This window comes from Streptomyces amakusaensis, from assembly GCF_039532665.1.
GTDB classification, from domain to species: domain Bacteria; phylum Actinomycetota; class Actinomycetes; order Streptomycetales; family Streptomycetaceae; genus Streptomyces; species Streptomyces amakusaensis.
The window spans coordinates 467,656-489,588 of the sequence record NZ_BAAASB010000003.1 but is presented as its reverse complement, the minus strand read 5'-3'; the positions used below and the strand labels follow the sequence as shown (position 1 = coordinate 489,588).

Below are 21,933 nucleotides of genomic sequence, written 5' to 3'. Positions count from 1 at the left end.
ACCGGGAAGGGGCAGCTGGGTGACCACGCACGCACCGCAGACGACGCGGTCGGTGACGCTGCCGACGTCGCTCGACGAGGCAGTGGCGGCACTGACCGCCATGCCCGCCGCCGTGCCGGTGGCCGGCGGAACGGACCTCATGGCGGCGGTCAACAAGGGGCAGCTGCGCCCCGCGGGACTCGTCGGGCTGGGCAGGATCAGCGAGATCCGGGGCTGGCGCTACCAGGACGGGCACGCCCTCCTCGGCGCGGGACTCACCCACGCCCGGATGGGCCGCCCCGACTTCGCCGCGCTCATCCCCGCGCTCGCCGCCTCGGCGCGCGCGGCCGGCCCGCCGCAGATCCGCAACGCGGGCACGCTCGGGGGCAATATCGCCACCGCCGCCGCGACCGGCGACAGCCTGCCCGTGCTCGCCGCCCTGGAGGCCGAGCTGATCATCGCGGGCCCCGGCGGGGCCCGCCGTGAGCTGCCCGTCTCCCATCTGCTCGCCGGCCGCGAGATGCTCGGCCCCGCCGAACTCATCGGCCATGTGCGGGTACCGCTGCTGCACGCGCCCCAGGTCTTCCTGAAGGCCACCGGCCGCACCGGCCCCGGCCGCGCCACCGCGTCCGTCGCCGTCGTGCTGGACCCCGTGCGCCGCGGAGTGCGCTGCGCGGTGGGGGCGATCGCGCCGATGCCGCTGCGGCCGATGGAGGCCGAGCGCTGGATCGCCTCGCTCATCGACTGGGACGGCGAACGAGGGCTCTCCGTCGAGGCGCTGACCGCCTTCGGGGAGTACGTCGCCGCCGCCTGCATCCCGGATCCGCCACCGGCTCCGGAGGGCTCGGAGGCGGCCGTACACCCGCCGGCCGTACTGCATCTGCGGCGGACCGTCGCCGCACTGGCCCGACGGGCACTGGGGAGGGCGCTGTCATGAGCAACGAGGAGAACCCGCAGGGGCGTCGGCGGGACCAGCGGCACGGGCACCAGCACGGGCCTCAGCAGGGGTACCCGGCCGAGCACGGCGGCTGGCAGCCGACGCCGCAGGGCGACTACGACTACGAGGCCACGGCCTTCGTGCACATCCCGCCGGAGGACATGCCCGGAGCCTCGCCGCTGGAGGCCCCGGGGCACGGCTATGTGCCCCCGATGATCCTTCCGCTGACCCCCGCCGCCGACCCCCAGGTGCCGGAGGTCTGGCAGAACCCGCAGCCCTCGCAGGCCCCGCAGGCCGCTCAGCACCAGCAGGCTCCGCAGGCCCAGCAGCACGGACAGCCGGAGCACGGCTGGCCCGAGCCCGTGCCGGGCCCGGAGCAGCCGCCGGCCGACCCGCACGCGACCAGCGAGTGGAGCTTCACCCAGGCCGCCCCGCAGGCCCCCCAGGCCCCCCAGGCTCCGGAGGCCCAGCAGGCCCCGCAGCAGTCCGGGCCGCCCGCCGCCGACGTCACCGGCCAGTGGACGATCCCGGTCGCCCGCGGCGATCTTCCCGAGGAGACGGGGGAGTTCACCGCCTCCATGCTCCAGGCCCAGTGGAACGCCGCCCCCGCGACCCTGCCCGGCGGGGCCACCGCCCCCTGGGCCGCCGAGCCCCCGGCCACCCTCCCGGGCGGCGCGCCCGCCCCCTGGGCCGCCGAGCAGCCGGCGGCTCCCGAGGCGCGGGCCGCCGAGGCCCCCGCCCCGGCCACCCACGCGCCCGCGCCCCACACCCCCGGGGCCGACGCGCCCCGGCCCCCCCAGGAGCCGGTGACGGCGACCCACGCGCCGACGCCGCACGAGCCGGTGACCCCCGAGCCCGAGGCCCAGCACGTCGAGCCCCAGCCCGAGCCCGAGCCGCAACCGGAACCGGAACCGGAACCGGACGCCGCCGCTCCTGCGGACCCGGACCCGGACCCGGCCCCGGAACCCGACCCGGAACCGGCCCCCGAGGCGGAGCCCGAGCCCGAGGCCGAACCCGCTGCCCCCGGCCCGCTGTCGGCCGCCGCCCAGGAACACCCGCCCACCTCCTACGTCCTGCGCGTCAACGGCGTGGACCGCCCCGTCACCGAGGCGTGGATCGGCGAGTCCCTGCTCTACGTCCTGCGCGAGCGCCTCGGCCTCGCCGGGGCCAAGGACGGCTGCTCGCAGGGCGAGTGCGGCGCGTGCAACGTCCAGGTGGACGGCCGCCTCGTCGCCTCCTGCCTGGTCCCCGCCGCCACCACCGCCGGCTCCGAGGTCCGTACCGTCGAGGGCCTCGCCACCGACGGCGAACCCTCCGACGTGCAGCGCGCCCTGGCCGCCTGCGGAGCCGTCCAGTGCGGCTTCTGCATCCCCGGCATGGCGATGACCGTCCACGACCTCCTGGAGGGCAACCACCGCCCCAGCGAGCTGGAGACCCGGCAGGCCCTCTGCGGCAACCTCTGCCGCTGCTCCGGCTACCGGGGCGTGCTCGACGCCGTACGGGACGTGGTCGCGGGCCGCGAGGCGAGCGCCGCCGCCGCGGCCGAGGCGGCCGATGCCCCCCAGCCGCCGGATGCCCGCATTCCGCACCAGGCGCCCCCCGGCGCCGGTAGTGTGCAGCCCCACCCGCACGACGGAGGCATGGCGTGACCAACGACGCCGACGCGACGCCCCGGACGGTCCCCTTCCCCCGGCCGGAGCAGCCCGCCCACGGCCTCGGGACCTCCCTCCCCCCGGCCGACGCCCGAGCCAAGACCGAGGGCACCTTCCCGTACGCCTCCGACCTCTGGGCCGAGGGACTGCTCTGGGCGGCGATCCTCCGCTCCCCGCACCCCCACGCCAGGATCACCGCCATCGACACCTCGGCGGCCCTGGAGATGCCCGGCGTCCGCGCGGTCGTCACCCACCAGGACATCCCCGGGGACGTCTCGTACGGCAGGCGCATCGCCGACCGTCCCGTCTTCGCCTCCGACCTCGTCCGCCACCACGGCGAGGCCATCGCCGCCGTCGCCGCCGACCACCCCGACACCGCCCGGCTCGCCGCCGCCGCCATCGCGGTCGAGTACGAGGTGCTGGAGCCGGTCACCGACCCGGAGCAGGCCTTCGCCGCCGAACCGCTGCACCCCGACGGCAATCTGATCCGGCACATCCCGCTGCGCTACGGCGACCCCGACGCCGCCGGCGAGATCGTCGTCGAGGGCCTCTACCGCATCGGACGCCAGGACCCCGCGCCCATCGGCGCGGAGGCCGGTCTCGCCGTGCCCCGGCCGGACGGCGGGGTCGAGCTGTACGTCGCCTCCACCGACCCGCACACCGACCGCGATCTCGCCGCCGACTGCTTCGGCCTGGCGCCCGACCGGGTCAAGATCGTGGTCACCGGAGTCCCCGGCGCGACCGGCGACCGCGAGGACCCCGGCTTCCAGCTGCCGCTGGGGCTGCTGGCGCTCAAGACGGGCTGCCCGGTCAAGCTGACCGCCACCCGCGAGGAGTCCTTCCTCGGCCACGCCCACCGCCACCCCACCCTGCTCCGCTACCGCCACCACGCCGACTCCGACGGCCGGCTGGTGAAGGTCGAGGCGCAACTCCTCCTCGACGCCGGGGCCTACGCCGACTCCTCGTCCGAGTCGCTCGCCGCCGCCGTCGCCTTCGCCTGCGGCCCCTACGTCGTCCCGCACGCCTTCATCGAGGGCTGGGCCGTGCGCACCAACAACCCCCCGTCGGGCCATGTGCGCGGCGAGGGCGCGATGCAGGTGTGCGCCGCCTACGAGGCCCAGATGGACAAACTCTCCGTCAAGCTCGGCCTCGACCCCACCGAGCTGCGGCTGCGCAATGTGCTCGCGACCGGGGACATCCTGCCCACCGGTCAGACCGTCACCTGCCCGGCCCCGGTGGCCGAACTGCTCCAGGCCGTACGGGACTTCCCGCTGCCCCCGCTGCCCAAGGACTCGCCCGAGGACGACTGGCTGCTCCCCGGCGGCCCCGAGGGCGCGGGGGAGCCCGGCGCGGTCCGCCGCGGCGTCGGCTACGCGCTGGGCATGGTCCACATGCTCGGGGCCGAGGGCACCGACGAGGTCTCCACCGCCACCGTCAAGATCCACGACGGCATCGCCACGGTCATCTGCGCCGCCGTCGACACCGGCCAGGGCTTCACCACCCTCGCCCGCCAGATCGTCCAGGAGACCCTCGGCGTCGACGAGGTCCATGTCGCCGCCGTCGACACCGACCAGCCCCCGGCGGGCCCGGCGGCCCACGGCCGGCACACCTGGGTCTCCGGCGGCGCGGTCGAGCGCGCCGCCAAGATGGTCCGTACGCAGCTGCTCCAGCCGCTGGCCCACCAGTTCGGGATGTCCACCGAGCTGCTCCAGATCGCCGACGGCAAGATCACCTCGTACGACGGGGTGCTCTCCACCACCGTGATGGAGGCGATGGAGGGCAAGGAGCTGTGGGCCACCGCCCAGTGCCGCCCCCACCCCACCGAACCGCTGGACGAGGCCGGGCAGGGCGACGCCTTCGTCGGCATGGCCTTCTGCGCCGTGCGCGCCGTCGTCGACGTCGACATCGAGCTGGGCTCGATCCGGGTGGTCGAGATGGCGGTCGCGCAGGACGTCGGCCGGGTGCTCAACCCGGCGCAGCTCGCCAGCCGTATCGAGGCGGGCATCACCCTCGGCGTCGGCACCGCCCTCACGGAGAACCTGCGCACCACGCGCGGTGTGATCCGCCACCCCGACCTCACCGGCTACGCCCTGCCGACGGCCCTGGACGTGCCCGACATCCGCATCGTGAAGCTGGTCGAGGAACGCGACGTGGTCGCCCCCTTCGGCGCGAAGGCGGCGAGCGCGGTCCCCGTGGTCACCTCCCCGGCCGCCGTCGCCGCCGCCGTCCGCGCGGCCACCGGCCGTCCCGTCAACCGTCTCCCCATCCGCCCCCAGGCGGCGGTTGCCCATCCCTAGCCTGGGTCCATGACCGAACAGCTCTCCTCGTCCGTCGTCCTCATCACCGGGATCATGGCCTCCGGCAAGTCGACCGTCGCCCAGGCCCTCGCCGAGCGGCTGCCGAGGGCCGCCCACATCCGGGGCGACGCCTTCCGGCGGATGACGGTCTCCGGCCGCGTCGAGATGGGCTCACCCGACGAGCACGAGGCCCTCGCCCAGCTCCGGCTGCGCCACCGCCTCGCCGCCGGGGCCGCTGACTCCTACGCCGAGGCCGGCTTCACCGCCGTGGTCCAGGACATCGTCATCGGCGACGACCTCGCCGCCTATCCCGCGCTCGTCCGCACCCGCCCCCTCCACCTCGTCGTCCTCGCCCCCACCCCCGCCGCCGTCGCCGCCCGCGAAGCCGCCCGCCCCAAGACCGGCTACGGCCCCGACTGGACCGTCACCGCCCTCGACACCCTCCTCCGCGAACACACCCCCCGCCTCGGCCTCTGGCTCGACACCAGCGACCAGACCCCCCAGGAGACGGTGGACACCCTCCTCTCACGCCTCCCGGAGGCCCGGGTCTGAGCGGGGCGCCCCGGATACGCAAAAGGCCGGTCCGGCACCGTTTCACTTCGGTGCCGGACCGGCCTTTCATGGAGGCCGTGGCGGGAATCGAACCCACGTAACTCGCTTTGCAGGCGAGTCCCTGAACCACTCGGGCACACGGCCGTGTGCTTGAACTGATCAAACCGTAGGCCGCCCCGCGGGCCCCGCTCAAGGGATCAAGGCACCCCGCAATACGACTGCCACACGCCGTTCACAGGCCTAGGACCAAGGGACCAGCCCCGGACCCACCCGGGGACAGGGTTCATATTCGGTCATGCCCCTTACGCTTGGCCCATGACCGCCCTGGAACCCCGTGACGCCGAGGTCACGCCGCCCATAGCCGAAACCCCTGATCAGCACCCGCGGGGCGGGATTCTCGGGCGGGAGTACCGGGCGCTGAGCATCGGGATCATCGCCGTCGTGCTGCTGATCGCCTTCGAGGCGACCGCCGTGGGCACGGCGATGCCCGTGGCGGCGCGGGAGCTGGACGGGATCGGGCTGTACGCGTTCGCCTTCTCCTCCTACTTCACGACCAGCCTCTTCGCGATGGTGCTCTCCGGGCAGTGGGCCGACCGGGACGGACCGCTCCGGCCGCTCGCCACCGGCATCTCGGCGTTCGCGGTCGGGCTGCTGCTCTCCGGCACGGCGGGCACCATGTGGCTGTTCATCCTCGGCCGGGCCGTGCAGGGCCTCGGCGGCGGACTGGTGATCGTCGCGCTGTACGTGGTCATCAGCCGGGCCTACCCGGAGAAGCTGCGGCCCGCCATCCTGGCCGCGTTCGCCGCGAGCTGGGTGATCCCCTCGGTCGTCGGCCCGCTCGCCTCCGGCACCGTCACCGAGCAGCTCGGCTGGCGCTGGGTCTTCATGGGCATACCCGCCCTCGTCGTCTTCCCCCTCGCCCTCGCCCTCCCCGCGATCCGCCGGATGACCACCGGCCCCGCCGACCCGACCGCGCCCCGGCCGGCCTTCGACGCCCGGCGGATCCGGCTCGCGCTGGGCATCTCCCTCGGCGTCGCCCTCATCCAGTACGCGGCCCAGGACCTCACCTGGCTCTCCCTCCTCCCGCTCGCCCTCGGCACGGCCCTGATGGTCCCCGCCGTCCTCGGACTGCTCCCCAGGGGCACCTACCGCGCCGCGCGCGGCCTGCCCTCCGTCGTCCTCCTCCGGGGCATCGCCGCCGGATCCTTCATCGCCGCCGAATCCTTCATCCCGCTGATGCTGGTCACCCAGCGCGACCTCTCCCCGACCATGGCGGGCCTCTCCCTCGCCGTCGGCGGCGGAACCTGGGCGCTCGGATCCTTCCTCCAGTCCAGGCCCCGCATGGAACCCCACCGCGAGAAGCTCACGACCATCGGCATGGTCCTCGTCGCCGCCGCCATAGCCGCCGCGCCCAGCGTGCTGATCCACTCCGTGCCCGTCTGGGTCCTCGGCCTCGCCTGGGGCATCGGCTGCTTCGGCATGGGCATGGTGATCGCCTCCACCAGCGTCCTGCTCCTCAAGCTCTCCGCCCCCGAGGAAGCCGGCGCTAACTCCGCCTCCCTCCAGATCTCCGACGGCCTCTCCAACGTCATGCTCCTCGCCGCCGGCGGCGCCGCCTTCGCCGCCCTCGGCGGCGGCACGGTCGCCGGCCACACCGCCACCGCCGTCGGCGAGTCCCAGCCCGCCGCCTTCGCCGTCGTCTTCCTCCCCATGGCCCTCGTCGCCCTGGCCGGCGCCTGGGTCGCCACCCGGCTGCGCGTACGGGACGCCTGAGCGGCACCCCCGTGACCCCTCGTAGGGAGCGCGAAAACCGCCCGCTGTGAGGCGGGTCTCAACCCCGGCGCAACCGTCTCGTCCGGCCAGGGCCGAGGTTCCGGCACCGGTAGGGTGGCCCGGTTGTCATACCTGTCGTGACTGGACCAGCGCCGAACCGGAGACCGTGACTACTACCGCCTCCCACTCCCACCACCTCTCCCCCGCCTTCCCCGGCCGTGCCCCCTGGGGCACCGCCGGCAAGCTGCGAGCATGGCAGCAGGGGGCCATGGAGAGATACCTCCAGGAACAGCCCCGGGACTTCCTCGCCGTAGCCACCCCCGGGGCGGGAAAGACCACCTTCGCGCTGACCCTCGCCTCCTGGCTGCTGCACCACCATGTCGTCCAGCAGGTGACCGTCGTCGCGCCGACCGAGCATCTGAAGAAGCAGTGGGCCGCCGCCGCCGCCCGTATCGGGATCAAGCTCGACCCCGACTACAGCGCGGGGCCGCTCAGTCGTGAGTACCACGGCGTCGCCATCACCTACGCGGGCGTCGGCGTCCGCCCCATGCTCCACCGCAACCGCTGCGAGCAGCGGAAGACCCTCGTCATCCTGGACGAGATCCACCACGCCGGTGACTCCAAGTCCTGGGGCGAGGCCTGCCTCGAAGCCTTCGACCCGGCCACCCGGCGGCTCGCGCTCACCGGCACGCCCTTCCGCTCGGACACCAACCCCATCCCCTTCGTCACCTACGAAGAGGGCAACGACGGCATCCGCAAATCCTCCGCCGACTACACATACGGCTACGGAAACGCCCTCGGCGACGGCGTCGTCCGGCCCGTGATCTTCCTGAGCTACAGCGGCAACATGCGCTGGCGCACCAAGGCCGGCGACGAGGTCGCCGCCCGGCTCGGCGAGCCCATGACCAAGGACGCCGTCTCCCAGGCCTGGCGCACCGCGCTCGACCCGCGCGGCGACTGGATGCCCAATGTGCTGCGCGCCGCCGACCGGCGGCTGAGCGAGGTCCGCAAGGCGATCCCCGACGCCGGCGGGCTCGTGATCGCCGCGGACCAGGACTCCGCGCGGTCCTACGCCAAGCTCATCCGGGAGATCACCGGAACCAAGGCCACCGTCGTCCTCTCCGACGACACCGGCGCGTCCAAGCGGATCGATGAATTCAGCGAGAGCGAAGACCGCTGGATGGTCGCCGTCCGCATGGTGTCCGAGGGCGTCGACGTCCCCCGCCTCGCGGTCGGCGTCTACGCCACCACCATCTCGACCCCCCTCTTCTTCGCCCAGGCCGTGGGCCGCTTCGTACGATCGCGCAGACGCGGCGAGACCGCCTCCGTCTTCCTCCCCACCATCCCCTCGCTGCTCGGCTTCGCCAACGAGATGGAGGTCGAGCGCGACCATGTGCTCGACCGGCCCAAGAAGGACGGCGAGGAGGAAGACCCCTACGCCGAGTCCGAGAAGGAGATGGACGAGGCCAACAAGGAGCAGGACGAGGACACCGGGGAGCAGGACAGCCTGCCCTTCGAGGCCCTGGAGTCCGACGCCGTCTTCGACCGGGTCATGTACAACGGGGCCGAGTTCGGGATGCAGGCCCACCCCGGGAGCGAGGAGGAGCAGGACTACCTCGGCATCCCCGGGCTCCTCGAACCCGACCAGGTGCAGATGCTGCTCCAGAAGCGGCAGGCCCGGCAGATCGCCCACAGCCGCAAGAAGCCCGACGACGAGGCCGACCTCCTCGAACTGCCCGCCGAGCGGCGGCCCGTCGTCTCCCACAAGGAACTCCTCGAACTGCGCAAGCAGTTGAACACCATGGTCGCCGCCTACGTCCACCAGAGCGGCAAACCCCACGGCGTCGTCCACACCGAGCTGCGGCGGGTGTGCGGCGGGCCGCCGAGCGCGGAGGCCACCGCCGGGCAGATCCGGGAGCGGATCAAGAAGGTCCAGGAATGGGCCACTCGGATGCGCTGAGGCCGAAAGCCGATGGAATCCGGGCCGTATCGCCGTGCGACGCCCGGATTCTGGACGAGGTCTTCCGCTGAGCGGACCGGCTCGCTACTGTCCCGGGCAACACAAGCGCCCCGTGGCAGCGCCGCCGCGGAGCCCAGTCGGTGTGCCTTGGCCTGCCGGCGGGCCTCTGGGGGCGCGACGCCGTCGTCATCGGCGTCGCGCCACACCGCCATGGGATCCGCCGTCACACACTCCGAAGGAGAGGGCGTCGTGACCGCGGAGACTTCCCAGACGCTCGACCGAGGACTGCGCGTCCTCAAACTGCTCGCCGACACCGATCACGGTCTGACCGTAACCGAGTTGTCCACTCGGCTCGGTGTCAACCGGACCGTCGTCTACCGGCTGCTCGCCACGCTCGAGCAGCACGCACTCGTCCGCCGCGACCTCGGCGGGCGGGCCCGCGTGGGGCTCGGCGTGCTGCGGCTCAGCCGGCAGGTGCACCCGCTGGTGCGGGAGGCCGCGATGCCCGCGCTGCGGGCGCTCGCCGAGGACATAGGGGCCACCGCGCACCTCACCCTCGTGGACGGCGCCGAAGCGCTCGCCGTCGCCGTCGTCGAACCCACCTGGACCGACTACCACGTGGCCTACCGGGCCGGGTTCCGGCACCCGCTGGACCGGGGAGCCGCCGGGCGGGCGATCCTCGCCGCGCGCCAGGGGAACCCGGACGAGCCCGGGTACACCCTGACCCACGGGGAGTTGGAGGCGGGGGCGTGCGGGGCCGCCGCGCCGTTGGTGGGGGTGACGGGGATAGAGGGCAGCGTCGGTGTGGTGATGCTCGCCGAGTCCGTCCCGGAGCGGGTCGGCCCCCGGGTCATGGACGCCGCCCGAGAGGTCGCGGACGCTCTTCGCTGAAGCCGGGGGCGGTGCGGCCGGGGTGGTGCGGGTCCGGTGGTCGGGTCACGGGTCCGCTCCGGGCCCGGGTCCGGGACTGCTTTCCTCACCGCGCTCCGCGCGAGCTGCGCCGCTTTACGTCCCGGCCCCGGTCCCTGCGCGGCCCCTTCGCGTGCACGCCCCGCGCCGCGTCTCAGCGGCGGGTGAAGTGGGTGACCGTGACGTCGTTGTCGAACGAGGCGCGGTCGGCGACCCCGAAGAGAGTGGGGTCGAACGCGCCGCTGAAGGCCGGGATGCCGGAGCCGGCGACCACCGGGTAGCTCTTGATGATCAGTTCGTCGATCTCGGGCAGCAGCGCCCCGGCGAGGATCCCGCCGCCGCAGAGCCAGATGTCCAGCCCTTCCTCCCGCTTGAGTTCCCGCACCAGGGCCAGCGGGTCGTTCGGGACGACCGTCACCGCCGGGTCGGTGTCGGGCGCGAGTGTGCTGGACACGACGTACTGCCGCAGATGCGCGTACGGACTGGTGAAGCCCGCCGCCACGCCCGGACCGTAGGTCCCCAGCCCCATCAGCACCGTGTCGAAGCGCCGGTTGGGCGCGTCCGCCAGGCCTTCGGCCGCCCGCGCGAAGTGGGGGACGGTCTCGGGGTAGCGGGCGTTGATCCACGAGGAGTAGGCGGCGGCCTGCTCCTCGTCGCCGAGAGGGTAGAAGTCGTACTCCCCGCCGGGTCCCGCGATGTACCCGTCGAGGGAGACGGCGACGTAGTAGACGAGCTTGCGCAATGCGGTACCTCTTTCGGAGTACTGTGAGTGAAGTGGTTTGAATGTAGTACTACGAGTGGAGTGGTGTCAACGGTCCTTCCCGCAGCTCCGGGTCGAGCGTGCTCAGCTCCTCGCCGGTCACGACCAGGTCGTCCCGGAGGTCGAGGACGCGGATGTCGCCCCCGGGGAACCGCAGGGCGAGGCCGACGGCGCAGTCGAATTCGCCGTCCTGGTGACGGATCGCCCGGACGGAGAGGATTCGCCGGCCGAGGAACCGGTGCACGGGGAAGCCCGGGAGGTCCCTCTCGACCGTGGTGTGGCCGTACTCGCCCATGTCGTACGGGCCGTGCGGCTCGTCGACGTCCAGGAGGATCCGGTCGTTCGTTCCGTGGAACCGCACCGGGCCGAGGCCGTCCAGGTGCAGCCACAGATGTAGAAGGGAGGGCTCGGACTCCGGGTGGTGGTGCCAGGACGTCGTCACCGCCCGTAGCCGTCTGCCGGTCAGGCCGGCCGCGTCGATCATCCGTCGATGCTTTCACGGGCCCGGCGCGGCACCGATAGATTGGCGCTGTGCTCTCCCGCCTCACGCGCACCCGCGCCATCGCCCTCAGCGCCGTCCCCGTCGCCGCCCTGCTCGCCGTCGCCGCGTTCGCGCCGCTGCCGTATGTGATCGCGCAGCCCGGGGCCACCGTGAACGTCCTCGGTGAGCACCAGGGCAGCCCGGTCATCTCCATCACGGGCGCGCCCGTGCGGGAGACGGAGGGGGAGCTGCGGATGACGACCATCGTCGCCACCGGGCCCGACGCGGATGTGGACCTCGGGGACGTGGCCGACGGGTGGTTCCGTACCGACCGCTCGGTGCTGCCCCGGGACACCGTTTATCCGGCGGGGAAGTCGGACGAGGAGGTCGCCGAGCGGAATCTCGCGGACATGGCGGACTCCCAGCACGAGGCGACGCTGGCGGCGCTCTCCTATCTCGGGCGGGACCCGAAGAAGGTGAAGGTCACCCTCCGTCTCGCCGATGTCGGCGGGCCCAGCGCGGGGCTGCTCTTCTCCCTCGGGATCATCGACAAGCTCGACGGCGACGGCTCCGGCGGCGATCTAACCGGCGGCCGGGACATCGCGGGCACGGGCACGATCGACGCCGACGGCGACGTCGGCCCCGTCGCCGGGGTGGCGCTCAAGACCCAGGCGGCCAAGAGGGACGGCGCGGAGGTCTTCCTCGTGCCCAGGAGCGAGTGCGAGGCGGCGAAGGCGGGGGAGGCCGAGGGGCTCAGGCTGGTGCCCGTCACCGATCTGAAGGGGGCGGCGGAGTCGCTGCGGGCCCTGGAGCGGGGCGGGAAGGTCCCCTCCTGCTGACGCCCTACGGGGGAGGCCCGGCCGCCTGCTCCACCAGCGGGATGATCCGCAGCCGTACGGGGTTCTCCATCACGATCGCCGTCGACGCCCGCATGATCCCCTCGAACCCCACCACCCGGTCGATCACCCGCTGAAGATCGGCGTTGGAGCGGGCCACCAGCCGGCAGAGCATGTCCCCGTGCCCGGTGGTGGTGTGCAGCTCCAGCACCTCGGGGACGGTCGCCAGATGGGCCCGCACATCCGCGCCCTGCCCCTGCTTGATCTCCAGCGTCGCGAACGCGGTCACCGGGTAGCCGAGCGCCGCCGGATCGACGTCGGGGCCGAAACCCCTGATGACGCCGTGCGCCCGCAGCCGGTCCAGCCGCGCCTGCACGGTGCCGCGCGCGACCCCCAGCCTGCGGGAGGCCTCCAGCACCCCGATCCTCGGCTCACGTGCCAGCAGCACGATCAGCCGCCCGTCCAGATGATCGATCGCCATGGAGCCCTCCAGGTGGTCATCATGTACAGAAAGCATCACCGTTCCCGGGCTGCTCTAGTCATATTGCCCAGCCAAAACGCGAACTATTGCGCACCTTGTGGATCGGGTGGAGCCTGCGACTATGACTGAGACCATTGATCATCACCTGACCACCGCGCGCGAGGCAGACCCCTTCCCGGTGAAGGGAATGGACGCGGTCGTCTTCGCCGTCGGCAATGCCAAGCAGGCGGCGCACTACTACTCCACGGCCTTCGGCATGAAGCTGGTCGCCTACTCCGGACCGGAGAACGGCAGCCGGGAGACCGCCAGTTACGTCCTGGAGAGCGGATCCGCCCGCTTCGTGCTCACCTCGGTCGTCAAACAGTCCAGCGAGTGGGGAGCCTTCCTCGCCGGGCATGTCGCCGAACACGGCGACGGCGTGGTCGACCTGGCCATCGAGGTCCCCGACGCCCGGGCCGCGTACGCCTACGCCGTCGAGCACGGCGCACGCGGACTCGCCGAGCCGTACGAGCTGAAGGACGAGCACGGCACGGTGGTGCTCGCGGCCATCGCCACCTACGGCGAGACCCGGCACACCCTGGTCGACCGCTCCGGCTACGACGGCCCCTACCTCCCCGGCTTCGTCGCCGCCGAGCCGATCGTCGAGCCCCCGGCGAAGAGGACCTTCCAGGCCATCGACCACTGCGTCGGCAATGTCGAACTCGGCCGGATGAACGACTGGGTCGCCTTCTACAACAGGGTCATGGGCTTCACCAACATGAAGGAGTTCGTCGGCGACGACATCGCCACCGAGTACTCCGCCCTGATGTCCAAGGTCGTCGCCGACGGCACCCTCAAGGTCAAGTTCCCGATCAACGAGCCCGCCGTCGCGAAGAAGAAGTCCCAGATCGACGAGTATCTGGAGTTCTACGGCGGCGCGGGCGTCCAGCACATCGCCCTGGCGACCAACGACATCGTCTCGACCGTGCGCGCCATGCGCGCCGCCGGCGTGCGGTTCCTGGACACCCCCGACTCGTACTACGACACCCTCGGCGAGTGGGCGGGCAGGACCCGGGTGCCCGTCGAGACCCTGCGCGAGCTGAAGATCCTCGTCGACCGCGACGAGGACGGCTATCTGCTCCAGATCTTCACCAAGCCGGTCCAGGACCGGCCGACCGTCTTCTTCGAGATGATCGAGCGGCACGGCTCGATGGGCTTCGGCAAGGGCAACTTCAAGGCCCTCTTCGAGGCGATCGAGCGCGAGCAGGAGAAGCGCGGCAACCTCTGAGCGGGCCGCCTCCGGGCACCGGCCGGGCGGGGCCGCGACGCCCCGCCCGGCCCGGCGGGGCGCGCGCTGCCTACGATCGGCAGCAATGTGCGCACTAGTGATGATCGCCGAGGACGACGAGAAGCAGGCCGAACTGGTCCGCCGCTATCTCGAACGGGAGGGCCACAGCGTCACCCTCGTACGGGACGGCCGGGCCGCCGTCGAAGCGGTCCGCCGCAGACCGCCCGATCTGCTCGTCCTCGATGTGATGATGCCGAAGGTCGACGGCCTCGACGTGCTGCGCATCCTGCGGGCCGAGGAGTACGGACTCCCGGTGCTGATGCTCACCGCCCGCTCCACCGAGGACGATCTGCTGCTCGGACTCGACCTCGGGGCCGACGACTACATGACCAAGCCCTACAGCCCCCGCGAGCTGATGGCCCGCGTCCGCACCCTGCTGCGCCGCACCCGGACGGCCCCTGACGGGGCGAGCGCCCCGCCCGCCGAACCCGTGTTCACCGTCGGCCCCCTCGTCGTGGACCCGCACCGGCACGAGGTCACCGTCGGCGGCGCGCGGATCGACTGCACCCCCGGCGAGTTCCGCATCCTGGCGGCCATGGCGGCCGAACCGGGCCGGGTCTTCACCCGTAAACGGCTCCTGGAGGAACTCCACGGCTTCGCCCGCTACATAGGCGACCGGACCGTGGACGTCCACATCATGAATCTGCGCAAGAAGATCGAACCCGCGCCCCGCAGACCCGTCCTGCTGCTCACCGTCTTCGGCGTCGGCTACAAGATGGCCGCCCCGGAGCGGAAGACCGACCGTGCGCGGGCCTGAGCGCCGGCGGGCGGACCGGGAGGCCAGGTCCGCCCGGAACTCCCCGGCCACCCGTGAGCACCGGCAGCGCAGACTGCCGCTCCGCAAGAGCCTGCTGGGCCGTCTCCTCGCCGTCTCCGCCCTGGTGGCGGCCTGCTCGGTGGCGGCCACCGCCTGGCTCGCCGTCCAGACCACCTCCGGGGCCATCAAGCGCGAACAGGGCCAGAACCTCACCGACAGCGCCCGCGTCTACGACACCCTGCGCGGCCACGCGGCGACCAACGCCCAGTGGGACGGCGTCGAGAGCACCGTACGAGAGCTGGCCCGCACCTACGACCGCCGGATCGCGCTGACCACCCGGGACCGGCGGATCATCGCCGACTCCGCCGCCGGAGGCGGGAGCACGCCGCCCGCCCTGCCCGCCCAGCCGTCCGCCGTGGTCGACCCGCTCAGCTCCGACAGCGCACTGGTCGCCGACGCCCAGCAGCCGGGCGGCCGGGCGGCGGACCGGATCGACCCGCGCGCCGTCGGCCCGTTCCGGCTGCCCCGGGGGGAACGCGGGCAACTGCGGACGGCTGCGGAGCGGGTCACCGAGTGCCTGAGCAAGTTCGGGCTCTCCTCGGACATCGTCGACACCCCCAGCGGCCGCCCCCGGATCCAGATCGTCGGCCACACCGGCGACCGGGCCGCCGCGGGCATCCGCTGCGGCGAGGACGAACTCGCCGCCCCCACCAAGACCGAGGCCCGCGCGCTCACCGCGCTCAACCGGCTCTCCGACGCCTGCCTCGAACGGAAGGGACGGCCCGGCGTACGGCTCCGCCTCGACCTGTCCTGGAAGGAGGGGCCGGCGGTGGACGACGGCCACGCCGGGGTGGACGACCGCTACGCCGGGGCGGACCTCGGCGCGCCGGCCGTGTGGCAGAGTCCCGGCCCCGTCAAGACCCGCACCGCCAGGCCGATGCCCCTCGCCGACAGCGCCGCCGACCGCGACATCGCGGGCTGCGTCGGCACAGCCCGCGCCGAACAGCTCGGCTCCCACGTCTCCTCGCCCGCGCTGCTGTTCATCGGCGACCCCGACGGGGCGACCGTCCCCGGCCTCGACCTCTCCCCGACGAACACCGCGCGGATCGTCGGCGTCGCCGCCCTCGTCCTCGCGCTGACCGTCGGCGCGACCCTCCTCGCCGCCACCCGGCTGGTCAAACCGCTGCGCGCGCTCACCGGAGCCGCCCAGCGGATGAAGGACGGCGAGAGCACCGAGCCGGTCCCGGTCACCGCCGACAACGAGGTCGGGCGACTGGCCGCCGCCTTCAACGACATGGCCGAGCACCGCGCCCGGCTGGAGGCCCAGCGGCGGGCCATGGTCAGCGATGTCGCCCACGAGCTGCGCACCCCCCTGAGCAACATCCGGGGCTGGCTGGAGGGCGCGCAGGACGGCGTCGCCGAGCCCGACGAGGCCTTCGTCTCCTCGCTCCTGGAGGAGGCCGTACAGCTCCAGCACATCATCGACGACCTCCAGGACCTCGCGGAGGCCGACGCGGGAGCCCTGCGGCTGCACCCCGAGCCGCTCCGGACCGCCGAACTCCTCGCCCAGGTCGCCGCCGCCCACCAGGGCCGCGCCGACACCGCCGGCGTCGCCCTCCGGGTCGCCCCGCCCGGCTCCGCCCCCGTACCCCTCCTGCACGCCGACCCGGTCCGGCTGCGCCAGGCCGTGGGCAATCTCGTCTCCAACGCGGTACGCCACACCCCGCCCGGCGGATCGGTCACCCTGCGGGCGTACGCGGACGGGGAGCGGCTGCTCGCGCTGGAGGTCGCCGACACCGGGCAGGGCATCGCCGCCGCCGACCTCCCGCATGTCTTCGACCGGTTCTGGCGCGCGGAGAAGTCCCGCAACCGGCGCACCGGAGGCAGCGGGCTCGGCCTCGCCATCGTCCGCAAGCTGATGGAGGCGCACGGCGGCTCGGTGGGGGTGACGAGCCGGGAGGGCGAGGGGACGGTCTTCACCCTCCGGCTGCCGCTGGAGCCCGTCCGGCAGCCCTGATACTCCGACCACAGCGCTCTGACAGGTTCTTCATATCTTCACGCCAGCCTGGCGGTCATGCCGGGGCGCGATCGCGACGCGGCTTCGGCAGCACCCCACAGACCGAGCTGTAAGCCGGAATGGAGCCATTTGTGAAGACCTACCGTCTCTCCCCGCGCGCCCTGGTCGTCGCCGTCGCGGCGGTCGGCGCGATGATCGCCCCGGCGGGCGCGGCGTTCGCGGACTCGACGCCGACGGCCACCCCCTCCGCCGGGGTCGAGGACACCCGCAAGAAGAAGGCCGCGGCGGCCGAGGAGCGGTGGGCGAAGGCCTCCGCCGCCGACAAGGAGGCCCTGCGGAAGAAGGGCGCCGCCGCGGGCACCGTCTGGGCCCCCGAGGTCCGCACCCCGCGCGGCGGGGTCGCCGCGGGCGAGCAGCCCAAGGTGAGTTCGGGCGGCACCAAGTCCACCGCCCGGCCGAGCGCCAAGCCCGCCGACCGCCGGACCCCCACCGTCGCCCCGGGCGCCGGTGTCACCGAGCGCGAGCAGCCCAAGGTGAACCTGGGCGACGCCAAGTCCACCGCCCGGCCCGCCGTCGTCACCCCGCGCGGCGGCGTCGCCGCCGGTGAGCGCCCCGCCGAGAGCGGCGGCACGACCGGCCTGCTCACCGGCTCGGCCGTCGCCTTCGCGCTCGTCGCCGGTGCCGGCGTCCTCGTCGTCCGCCGCCGCGCCTCCGCCAACTGACCGCGGGCCGAGACGACCTGTCCCCCCTTCAGCGGCGGCCCCGGCGAACCCTCCGCCGGGGCCGCCGCCCGTCGCCGCCCGTCGCCGACCGGACCTGGAGCCCCTGATGCCCCCGACGAAGCCCCGTACCCGCCCGGCCCCGGCCCTGGTACTCGCCGCACTCGCCCTCGCCGCCCTCACCGGCTGCGGCGGGGACACCGGCGGGACCACGGACCGCGCCCCGGTCACGGCCGCCGCCCCGACCGCGCCCGCCGACCCGCCGGAGCCCTCCGAGCCCTCCGAGCCGTCCGAACCCTCCGTACCGGAGAAGGCCGACCGGGTCGCGGCCCCCGTCGAGGTGGCCATCCCCTCCATCGGCGTGAAGAGTTCGCTGATGACCCTCGGCCTCAACAAGGACGGCACGGTCGAGGTCCCGCCGCCCGAGAAGGGCATGACGGCCGGCTGGTACACCGGCGCGCCCGTCCCCGGCGAACCCGGCGCGTCCGTGATCATCGGTCACAACGACACCAAGTTCGGCAAAGCCGTCTTCCACGATCTGAAGAAGATCGACAAGGGCGCGGAGATCGCCGTCCGCAACGACGCCGGATCCACCGCGCGCTTCAAGGTCACCCACACCGAGACCGTCCGCAAGAAGGCCTTCCCGACCCAGCGGGTGTACGGCCCGGTCAACGGCCGCGAGCTGCGCCTCATCACCTGCGACGGAGGCTTCGACGCGGACGGCCACCCGGTGGACAACCTGATCGTCTACGCCACCCGCACCTGACCTAACGGACCGTCCCCCCGGTCCCGGTGCCGGCCGTGGTCCCGGTCCGCTGCCGTACGCCGCCGCCGACCGCGCCGGGCCTGATCAGCCCCTCCCGGCCCGTGATCTTCTTCGGACCGCCCGCCGGCGGCTCGCCCAGCGCCGACAGGGCCGCGCGGGCCGCCGGGGCCAGCAGCGGAGAGAAGTACGGATTGATCCGCAGCGCCTGCCCGATGTCCCGGCGCGCCGGACCGTACAGCCCGAGCGCGCGCTCGATCTCCCCCCGGTGGTACGAGAACAAGGGGCTGCGCGGCCCCTCCTTGGTCGCCCTCTTCGCGTACGGCAGCGCCTCCCGCGCCCGCCCCGCCCGGAACAGCGCCCAGCCCAGCGCGTCCGCCGCCTCGAAGCTGTGCCGGCCCCGCTCCCACTCGGCCGTCAGCCGGCGCACCGCCTCGTCGGGATCCCCGTGGTCGGCCTCGTACCGCCCCAGCACCAGCTCCTGGTTCACCCCGGCGGCCCCGGCCCGGCGGGCCGACTCCAGCACCTCCCCGTACCGCGCCGCCGCCTCGGCCCCGAGCCCCAGCGACTCGCACAGCTCGCCCGCCTCCAGGGCGTACTCCGGCAGCGGATGCCGGTCCAGCACCGCCCGGTAGTCGCGCAGCGCCTCATCGGTGCGGCCCAGCGCCGCCAGCGCCCTGGCCCGCGCCGCCAGCGCGTGATGGTGTCCCGCGTCGAGCCGCAGCGCCAGGCCGTAACTCTCGATCGCCTCCCGGGGCTCGCCCCGCTCCCACGCGAACTCGCCGAGCCGGTACAGCGCCGCCGCCCGCTCGGCGCTCCCCTCGGCGGCGGCGACCGCGTCGTGGGCGTTGGCCGCCGCGTCCTCGCGCCAGCCCTTGTCGCGGTAGACCCGGGCGGCGACGCCCCGCGCCTGCGGCCCGTCGTACAGCGAGGTCAGCTTCTCCAGCGACGCGGCGACCGCCTTGTAGTCCCCGAGCCCGCTGTACGCCTCGATCAGCGCCTGGTGCACCGTCCACCGCCGGGGCCGCAGCTTCCGCGCCTGGAGGGCGTGGTCGCGGGCGGCGGTGAAGTCCTGGCGCGCCCCGGCCAGCACCGACAGCCCCAGGAGGGCCTCGGCGTTGCCCTCGGCGGCCGGACGCAGCTCCAGCGAGCGCCGGAGCGCGCTCTGGGCCCGGGGGAGCGCGGCCCAGTCCGCGAAGCGCGCCCCGCGCTCCGCGTACGCCGTCCCCAGCACCGCCCACGACTCCTCGTCGTCCGGACGGCCCTTCAGCCACCGCTCCCGCTCGGCGATCAGCGCGTTCAGCTCCGGCAGGGAGGCCGGGGCACCGGCGACGGCCGCCGCCCGGGCGCGCGCGGCGGGACCGGGCGCGGGGCGCGGCCCCTCGCGCTCCTGGGGGGCGATCGCGACCAGCCCGGCGATCAGCGTCGCGGCGACCAGTGTCCCGACGGCGGCGTTCTTCATCCGTTCACTGCCCATGACGCTCACTGTGCGTCAGCGGGCAGTCCATATGATGAACGCGCTCCGTTCGGGGCGGCGGAAGGCCGGCGGGTTCACACCGATGGCCCCGGGTGCGAGGCTGGGATCATGGACGATCTCCTCGAACGGCTCCGTGCGGACCTGCCCGCCGAAGCCCTGATCACCGACCCCGATGTGATGGCCTCCTACGCACGGGACATGGCCGGCTTCTGCGAGGCGGGCGTCCCGGCGGCCGTCGTGCTCCCGCGCACGGTCGAACAGGTCCAGCGGGTGATGCGGACCGCCACGGCGCTGCGCGTGCCCGTCGTCCCCCAGGGCGCCCGTACGGGACTGTCCGGCGCGGCCAACGCCACCGACGGCTGTGTGGTGCTCTCGCTGATCCGGATGGATCGCATCCTGGAGATCAGCGCGGTCGACCGGATCGCCGTGGTCGAGCCCGGCGTGATCAACGCCGATCTCGCCCGCGCGGTCGGCGAGCACGGACTCACCTACCCGCCGGACCCCTCCAGCTGGGAGACCTGCACCATCGGCGGGAACATCGGCACGGCCTCCGGCGGGCTCTGCTGTGTCAAGTACGGGGTCACCGCCGAGTACGTCCTCGGCCTCGACGTCGTCCTCGCCGACGGACGGCTCCTCACCACCGGCCGCCGCACCGCCAAGGGCGTCGCCGGATACGACCTGACCAGACTCTTCGTCGGATCCGAGGGCAGCCTCGGCATCGTGGTCAAGGCGGTCCTGGCGCTGCGCCCCAAGCCGCCCGCCCGGCTGGTGCTCGGCGCGGAGTTCCCCTCCGCCGCCTCCGCCTGCGAGGCGATCTGCTCGATCATGGAGCGCGGGCACACCCCCTCACTGCTGGAACTGATGGACCGCACCACGGTCCGCGCCGTCAACGCGATGACCGGCATGGGCCTGCCGGAGACGACCGAGGCCCTGCTGCTCGCCGCGTTCGACACCGCCGACCCCGCCGCCGATCTGGCCGCCGTCGGCGAACTGTGCCGCGCGGCGGGAGCCACCGAGGTGGTCCCGGCGGACACCGCCGCCGAGTCCGAACTCCTCCTCCAGGCCCGCCGCACCGCACTGCCCGCACTGGAACGGCTCAAGCCCGCCACGATGATCGACGACGTGTGCGTACCCCGCTCCCGGCTCGGCGAGATGATCGAGGGCACCGCCGCCATCGCCGCCGAGCACGGTCTGACCATCGGCGTCTGCGCCCACGCGGGCGACGGCAACACCCACCCGGTCGTCTGCTTCGACCACCACGACCCGGACGAGTCCCGCCGGGCCCGCGCGTCCTTCGACGCGATCATGGCCCTGGGGCTGGAACTGGGCGGCACGATCACCGGCGAACACGGCGTCGGGCTGCTCAAGAAGGAGTGGCTCGCCAGGGAGCTGGGGCCGGTCGGCGTGGAGCTCCAGCGGGGCGTCAAGCGGACCTTCGACCCGCTCGGCATCCTCAACCCCGGCAAACTCTTCTGAGCGTCGAACCCGGCCGCCCAGGCCCTCACCCCGGCTACGCCTCGCCGTCCGACGGCTCGTCGGAGGGCCCCGGGGTCTCCTCCCCGGGGGCGCGGTGCCCCCCGGCCCACAGCTGGTTCGTCCGCCTCGGCGACAGCAGCTCCGCCAGCCGCCCGTCCAGATCGAGCCGCCCGCCCTCCGCGCCCGGCGGCACGATCCTCAGCGTCCGCTCCAGCCATGCCGACACCACCCCCGCCGACACCTCCAGCAGCGCGTCCCCGTCCGGCGAACTGAGCGCCATCAGCACCACACTCCGCCCCGACACCTTCGTCGGCCAGATCCGCACATCCCCGTGCCCACACGGCCGGAACACCCCCTCCACCAGCAACTCACGTGCGAACGTCCAGGTCACCGGGTGCTCCGACCCGATGTGAAAGGTGATGTGCACGGCATACGGATCGGCCGTCCGATACGTCAGCCGCGCGGGCACCGGGACGCTGCGCTCCGGCGACAGCACCAGATTCAGCTCCAGTTCGCGTTCGATCACGGTGTGCATAAGAGGCTCCCTCGCCCGCTGGGTACAGGGCCCCGATCAGGCCCTCGCGAGGTGAGAGCGGGGTCGCGCCCGCCGATGACGCGACTTTCGGCAAGAACTTTCTGTGATCTTGGGGTTACCCGACAGTGCTCGCGGTCGCCGCGGTTCCGGCCGGCCGTTCCGATCGGCCGAGTGGGCCGGCCCCACCGCCCCGGAACGCCTACCGGAACGGAACCTCCCCGGATAGTGGTCGTTACAGCTGGACG

General features: G+C 73.5%; 19 protein-coding genes and 1 tRNA gene. 14 read left to right on the top strand and 6 right to left on the bottom strand.

The genetic code is table 11. The annotated features are described in order from the left end of the window. Positions 1–19 precede the first annotated feature (19 nt). The 4 genes from ABD371_RS07330 to ABD371_RS07315 are packed head-to-tail and all read left to right on the top strand — an operon-like array spanning position 20 to position 5,417. Positions 20–916 (top strand): FAD binding domain-containing protein, encoded by an 897-nt coding sequence (locus tag ABD371_RS07330; protein ID WP_190125712.1) that lies wholly within the window; start codon positions 20–22, stop codon positions 914–916. Continuing rightward, positions 913–2,565, top strand: a complete 1,653-nt coding sequence (locus ABD371_RS07325; protein WP_344473991.1) for a (2Fe-2S)-binding protein — start codon at positions 913–915, stop codon at positions 2,563–2,565. Before ABD371_RS07330 ends, ABD371_RS07325 begins: the two co-directional genes overlap by 4 nt. Continuing rightward, complete coding sequence (locus tag ABD371_RS07320) at positions 2,562–4,865, top strand: xanthine dehydrogenase family protein molybdopterin-binding subunit (RefSeq protein WP_344473989.1); 2,304 nt, start codon at positions 2,562–2,564, stop codon at positions 4,863–4,865. The genes ABD371_RS07325 and ABD371_RS07320 overlap by 4 nt, the downstream gene beginning before the upstream one ends. Positions 4,866–4,874: 9 nt before the next feature. Continuing rightward, a complete protein-coding gene (locus ABD371_RS07315) occupies positions 4,875–5,417 on the top strand; it encodes an AAA family ATPase (RefSeq protein ID WP_344473987.1) in 543 nt (180 codons plus the stop codon). Positions 5,418–5,486: 69 nt separating this feature from the next. Here the strand turns inward: ABD371_RS07315 and ABD371_RS07310 are convergent. Further along, positions 5,487–5,561 (bottom strand) — tRNA-Cys (locus ABD371_RS07310). 171 nt (positions 5,562–5,732) lie between these two features. On the opposite strand from ABD371_RS07310, the gene ABD371_RS07305 reads away from it, so the two are divergent. The 3 genes from ABD371_RS07305 (at position 5,733) to ABD371_RS07295 (ending at position 10,041) form a co-directional block, all read left to right on the top strand. Continuing rightward, complete coding sequence (locus tag ABD371_RS07305; RefSeq protein WP_344473984.1) at positions 5,733–7,190, top strand: MFS transporter; 1,458 nt, start codon at positions 5,733–5,735, stop codon at positions 7,188–7,190. A gap of 166 nt (positions 7,191–7,356) precedes the next feature. After that, entirely contained in the window at positions 7,357–9,150 is a 1,794-nt protein-coding gene (locus ABD371_RS07300; protein ID WP_344473978.1) for a DEAD/DEAH box helicase, read from the top strand. 249 nt (positions 9,151–9,399) lie between these two features. Further along, positions 9,400–10,041 carry an IclR family transcriptional regulator gene (locus ABD371_RS07295; protein ID WP_190125719.1) on the top strand — a complete coding sequence of 214 codons (642 nt, stop codon included), beginning with the start codon at positions 9,400–9,402 and terminating at the stop codon, positions 10,039–10,041. A gap of 172 nt (positions 10,042–10,213) precedes the next feature. On the opposite strand, the gene ABD371_RS07290 is transcribed toward ABD371_RS07295, so the two are convergent. Both ABD371_RS07290 and ABD371_RS07285 read right to left on the bottom strand, forming a co-directional pair. Continuing rightward, positions 10,214–10,801 (bottom strand): dihydrofolate reductase family protein, encoded by a 588-nt coding sequence (locus ABD371_RS07290; protein WP_344473975.1) that lies wholly within the window; start codon positions 10,799–10,801, stop codon positions 10,214–10,216. 49 nt (positions 10,802–10,850) lie between these two features. After that, positions 10,851–11,303, bottom strand: a complete 453-nt coding sequence (locus ABD371_RS07285; RefSeq protein ID WP_344473974.1) for a hypothetical protein — start codon at positions 11,301–11,303, stop codon at positions 10,851–10,853. A gap of 47 nt (positions 11,304–11,350) precedes the next feature. On the opposite strand from ABD371_RS07285, the gene ABD371_RS07280 reads away from it, so the two are divergent. Next, positions 11,351–12,139, top strand: a complete 789-nt coding sequence (locus tag ABD371_RS07280) for a hypothetical protein (protein WP_344473973.1) — start codon at positions 11,351–11,353, stop codon at positions 12,137–12,139. A gap of 4 nt (positions 12,140–12,143) precedes the next feature. Here the strand turns inward: ABD371_RS07280 and ABD371_RS07275 are convergent, their stop codons facing one another. Then, the gene (locus ABD371_RS07275) at positions 12,144–12,617 is read right to left on the bottom strand and encodes an Lrp/AsnC family transcriptional regulator (RefSeq protein WP_190125722.1); all 474 of its coding nucleotides are present in this window, start codon (positions 12,615–12,617) and stop codon (positions 12,144–12,146) included. A 121-nt stretch (positions 12,618–12,738) separates the two neighbouring features. On the opposite strand from ABD371_RS07275, the gene hppD reads away from it, so the two are divergent. The 5 genes from hppD to ABD371_RS07250 all read left to right on the top strand — a co-directional run bounded on the left by hppD (position 12,739) and on the right by ABD371_RS07250 (position 18,203). Continuing rightward, entirely contained in the window at positions 12,739–13,884 is a 1,146-nt protein-coding gene (gene hppD, locus ABD371_RS07270) for a 4-hydroxyphenylpyruvate dioxygenase (RefSeq protein ID WP_344473969.1), read from the top strand. Between the two features lie 85 nt (positions 13,885–13,969). Continuing rightward, a complete protein-coding gene (locus tag ABD371_RS07265) occupies positions 13,970–14,701 on the top strand; it encodes a response regulator transcription factor (protein WP_344473967.1) in 732 nt (243 codons plus the stop codon). Beyond that, positions 14,688–16,718, top strand: coding sequence for a sensor histidine kinase (locus ABD371_RS07260; protein ID WP_381733324.1), 2,031 nt, complete (start codon positions 14,688–14,690; stop codon positions 16,716–16,718). Before ABD371_RS07265 ends, ABD371_RS07260 begins: the two co-directional genes overlap by 14 nt. Positions 16,719–16,849: 131 nt before the next feature. After that, on the top strand, positions 16,850–17,440 hold the full coding sequence (locus ABD371_RS07255) for a hypothetical protein (RefSeq protein ID WP_344473965.1): 591 nt from the start codon (positions 16,850–16,852) through the stop codon (positions 17,438–17,440). 106 nt (positions 17,441–17,546) lie between these two features. Then, positions 17,547–18,203: a class F sortase gene (locus ABD371_RS07250; RefSeq protein ID WP_344473963.1), complete on the top strand. Its 657-nt coding sequence runs from the start codon at positions 17,547–17,549 to the stop codon at positions 18,201–18,203. Between the two features lies 1 nt (position 18,204). Here ABD371_RS07250 and ABD371_RS07245 read toward each other — a convergent pair whose 3' ends face one another. After that, the gene (locus ABD371_RS07245) at positions 18,205–19,677 is read right to left on the bottom strand and encodes a tetratricopeptide repeat protein (protein WP_344473961.1); all 1,473 of its coding nucleotides are present in this window, start codon (positions 19,675–19,677) and stop codon (positions 18,205–18,207) included. Positions 19,678–19,785: 108 nt separating this feature from the next. On the opposite strand from ABD371_RS07245, the gene ABD371_RS07240 reads away from it, so the two are divergent. Next, positions 19,786–21,153: an FAD-binding oxidoreductase gene (locus ABD371_RS07240; RefSeq protein WP_344473959.1), complete on the top strand. Its 1,368-nt coding sequence runs from the start codon at positions 19,786–19,788 to the stop codon at positions 21,151–21,153. A 34-nt stretch (positions 21,154–21,187) separates the two neighbouring features. On the opposite strand, the gene ABD371_RS07235 is transcribed toward ABD371_RS07240, so the two are convergent. Continuing rightward, entirely contained in the window at positions 21,188–21,688 is a 501-nt protein-coding gene (locus tag ABD371_RS07235) for an SsgA family sporulation/cell division regulator (RefSeq protein WP_344473957.1), read from the bottom strand. Positions 21,689–21,933 lie beyond the last annotated feature (245 nt).

Excerpts from the sequence above, each read along its gene's own strand:
- ABD371_RS07285 (WP_344473974.1), bottom strand. The coding sequence starts at position 11,303 with ATGATCGACGCGGCCGGCCTGACCGGCAGACGGCTACGGGCGGTGACG.
- hppD (WP_344473969.1), top strand. The coding sequence starts at position 12,739 with ATGACTGAGACCATTGATCATCACCTGACCACCGCGCGCGAGGCAGAC.
- ABD371_RS07250 (WP_344473963.1), top strand. The coding sequence starts at position 17,547 with ATGCCCCCGACGAAGCCCCGTACCCGCCCGGCCCCGGCCCTGGTACTC.
- ABD371_RS07240 (WP_344473959.1), top strand. The coding sequence starts at position 19,786 with ATGGACGATCTCCTCGAACGGCTCCGTGCGGACCTGCCCGCCGAAGCC.
- ABD371_RS07245 (WP_344473961.1), bottom strand. The coding sequence starts at position 19,677 with ATGGGCAGTGAACGGATGAAGAACGCCGCCGTCGGGACACTGGTCGCC.
- ABD371_RS07315 (WP_344473987.1), top strand. The coding sequence starts at position 4,875 with ATGACCGAACAGCTCTCCTCGTCCGTCGTCCTCATCACCGGGATCATG.
- ABD371_RS07325 (WP_344473991.1), top strand. The coding sequence starts at position 913 with ATGAGCAACGAGGAGAACCCGCAGGGGCGTCGGCGGGACCAGCGGCAC.
- ABD371_RS07275 (WP_190125722.1), bottom strand. The coding sequence starts at position 12,617 with ATGGCGATCGATCATCTGGACGGGCGGCTGATCGTGCTGCTGGCACGT.
- ABD371_RS07265 (WP_344473967.1), top strand. The coding sequence starts at position 13,970 with ATGTGCGCACTAGTGATGATCGCCGAGGACGACGAGAAGCAGGCCGAA.
- ABD371_RS07235 (WP_344473957.1), bottom strand. The coding sequence starts at position 21,688 with ATGCACACCGTGATCGAACGCGAACTGGAGCTGAATCTGGTGCTGTCG.
- ABD371_RS07305 (WP_344473984.1), top strand. The coding sequence starts at position 5,733 with ATGACCGCCCTGGAACCCCGTGACGCCGAGGTCACGCCGCCCATAGCC.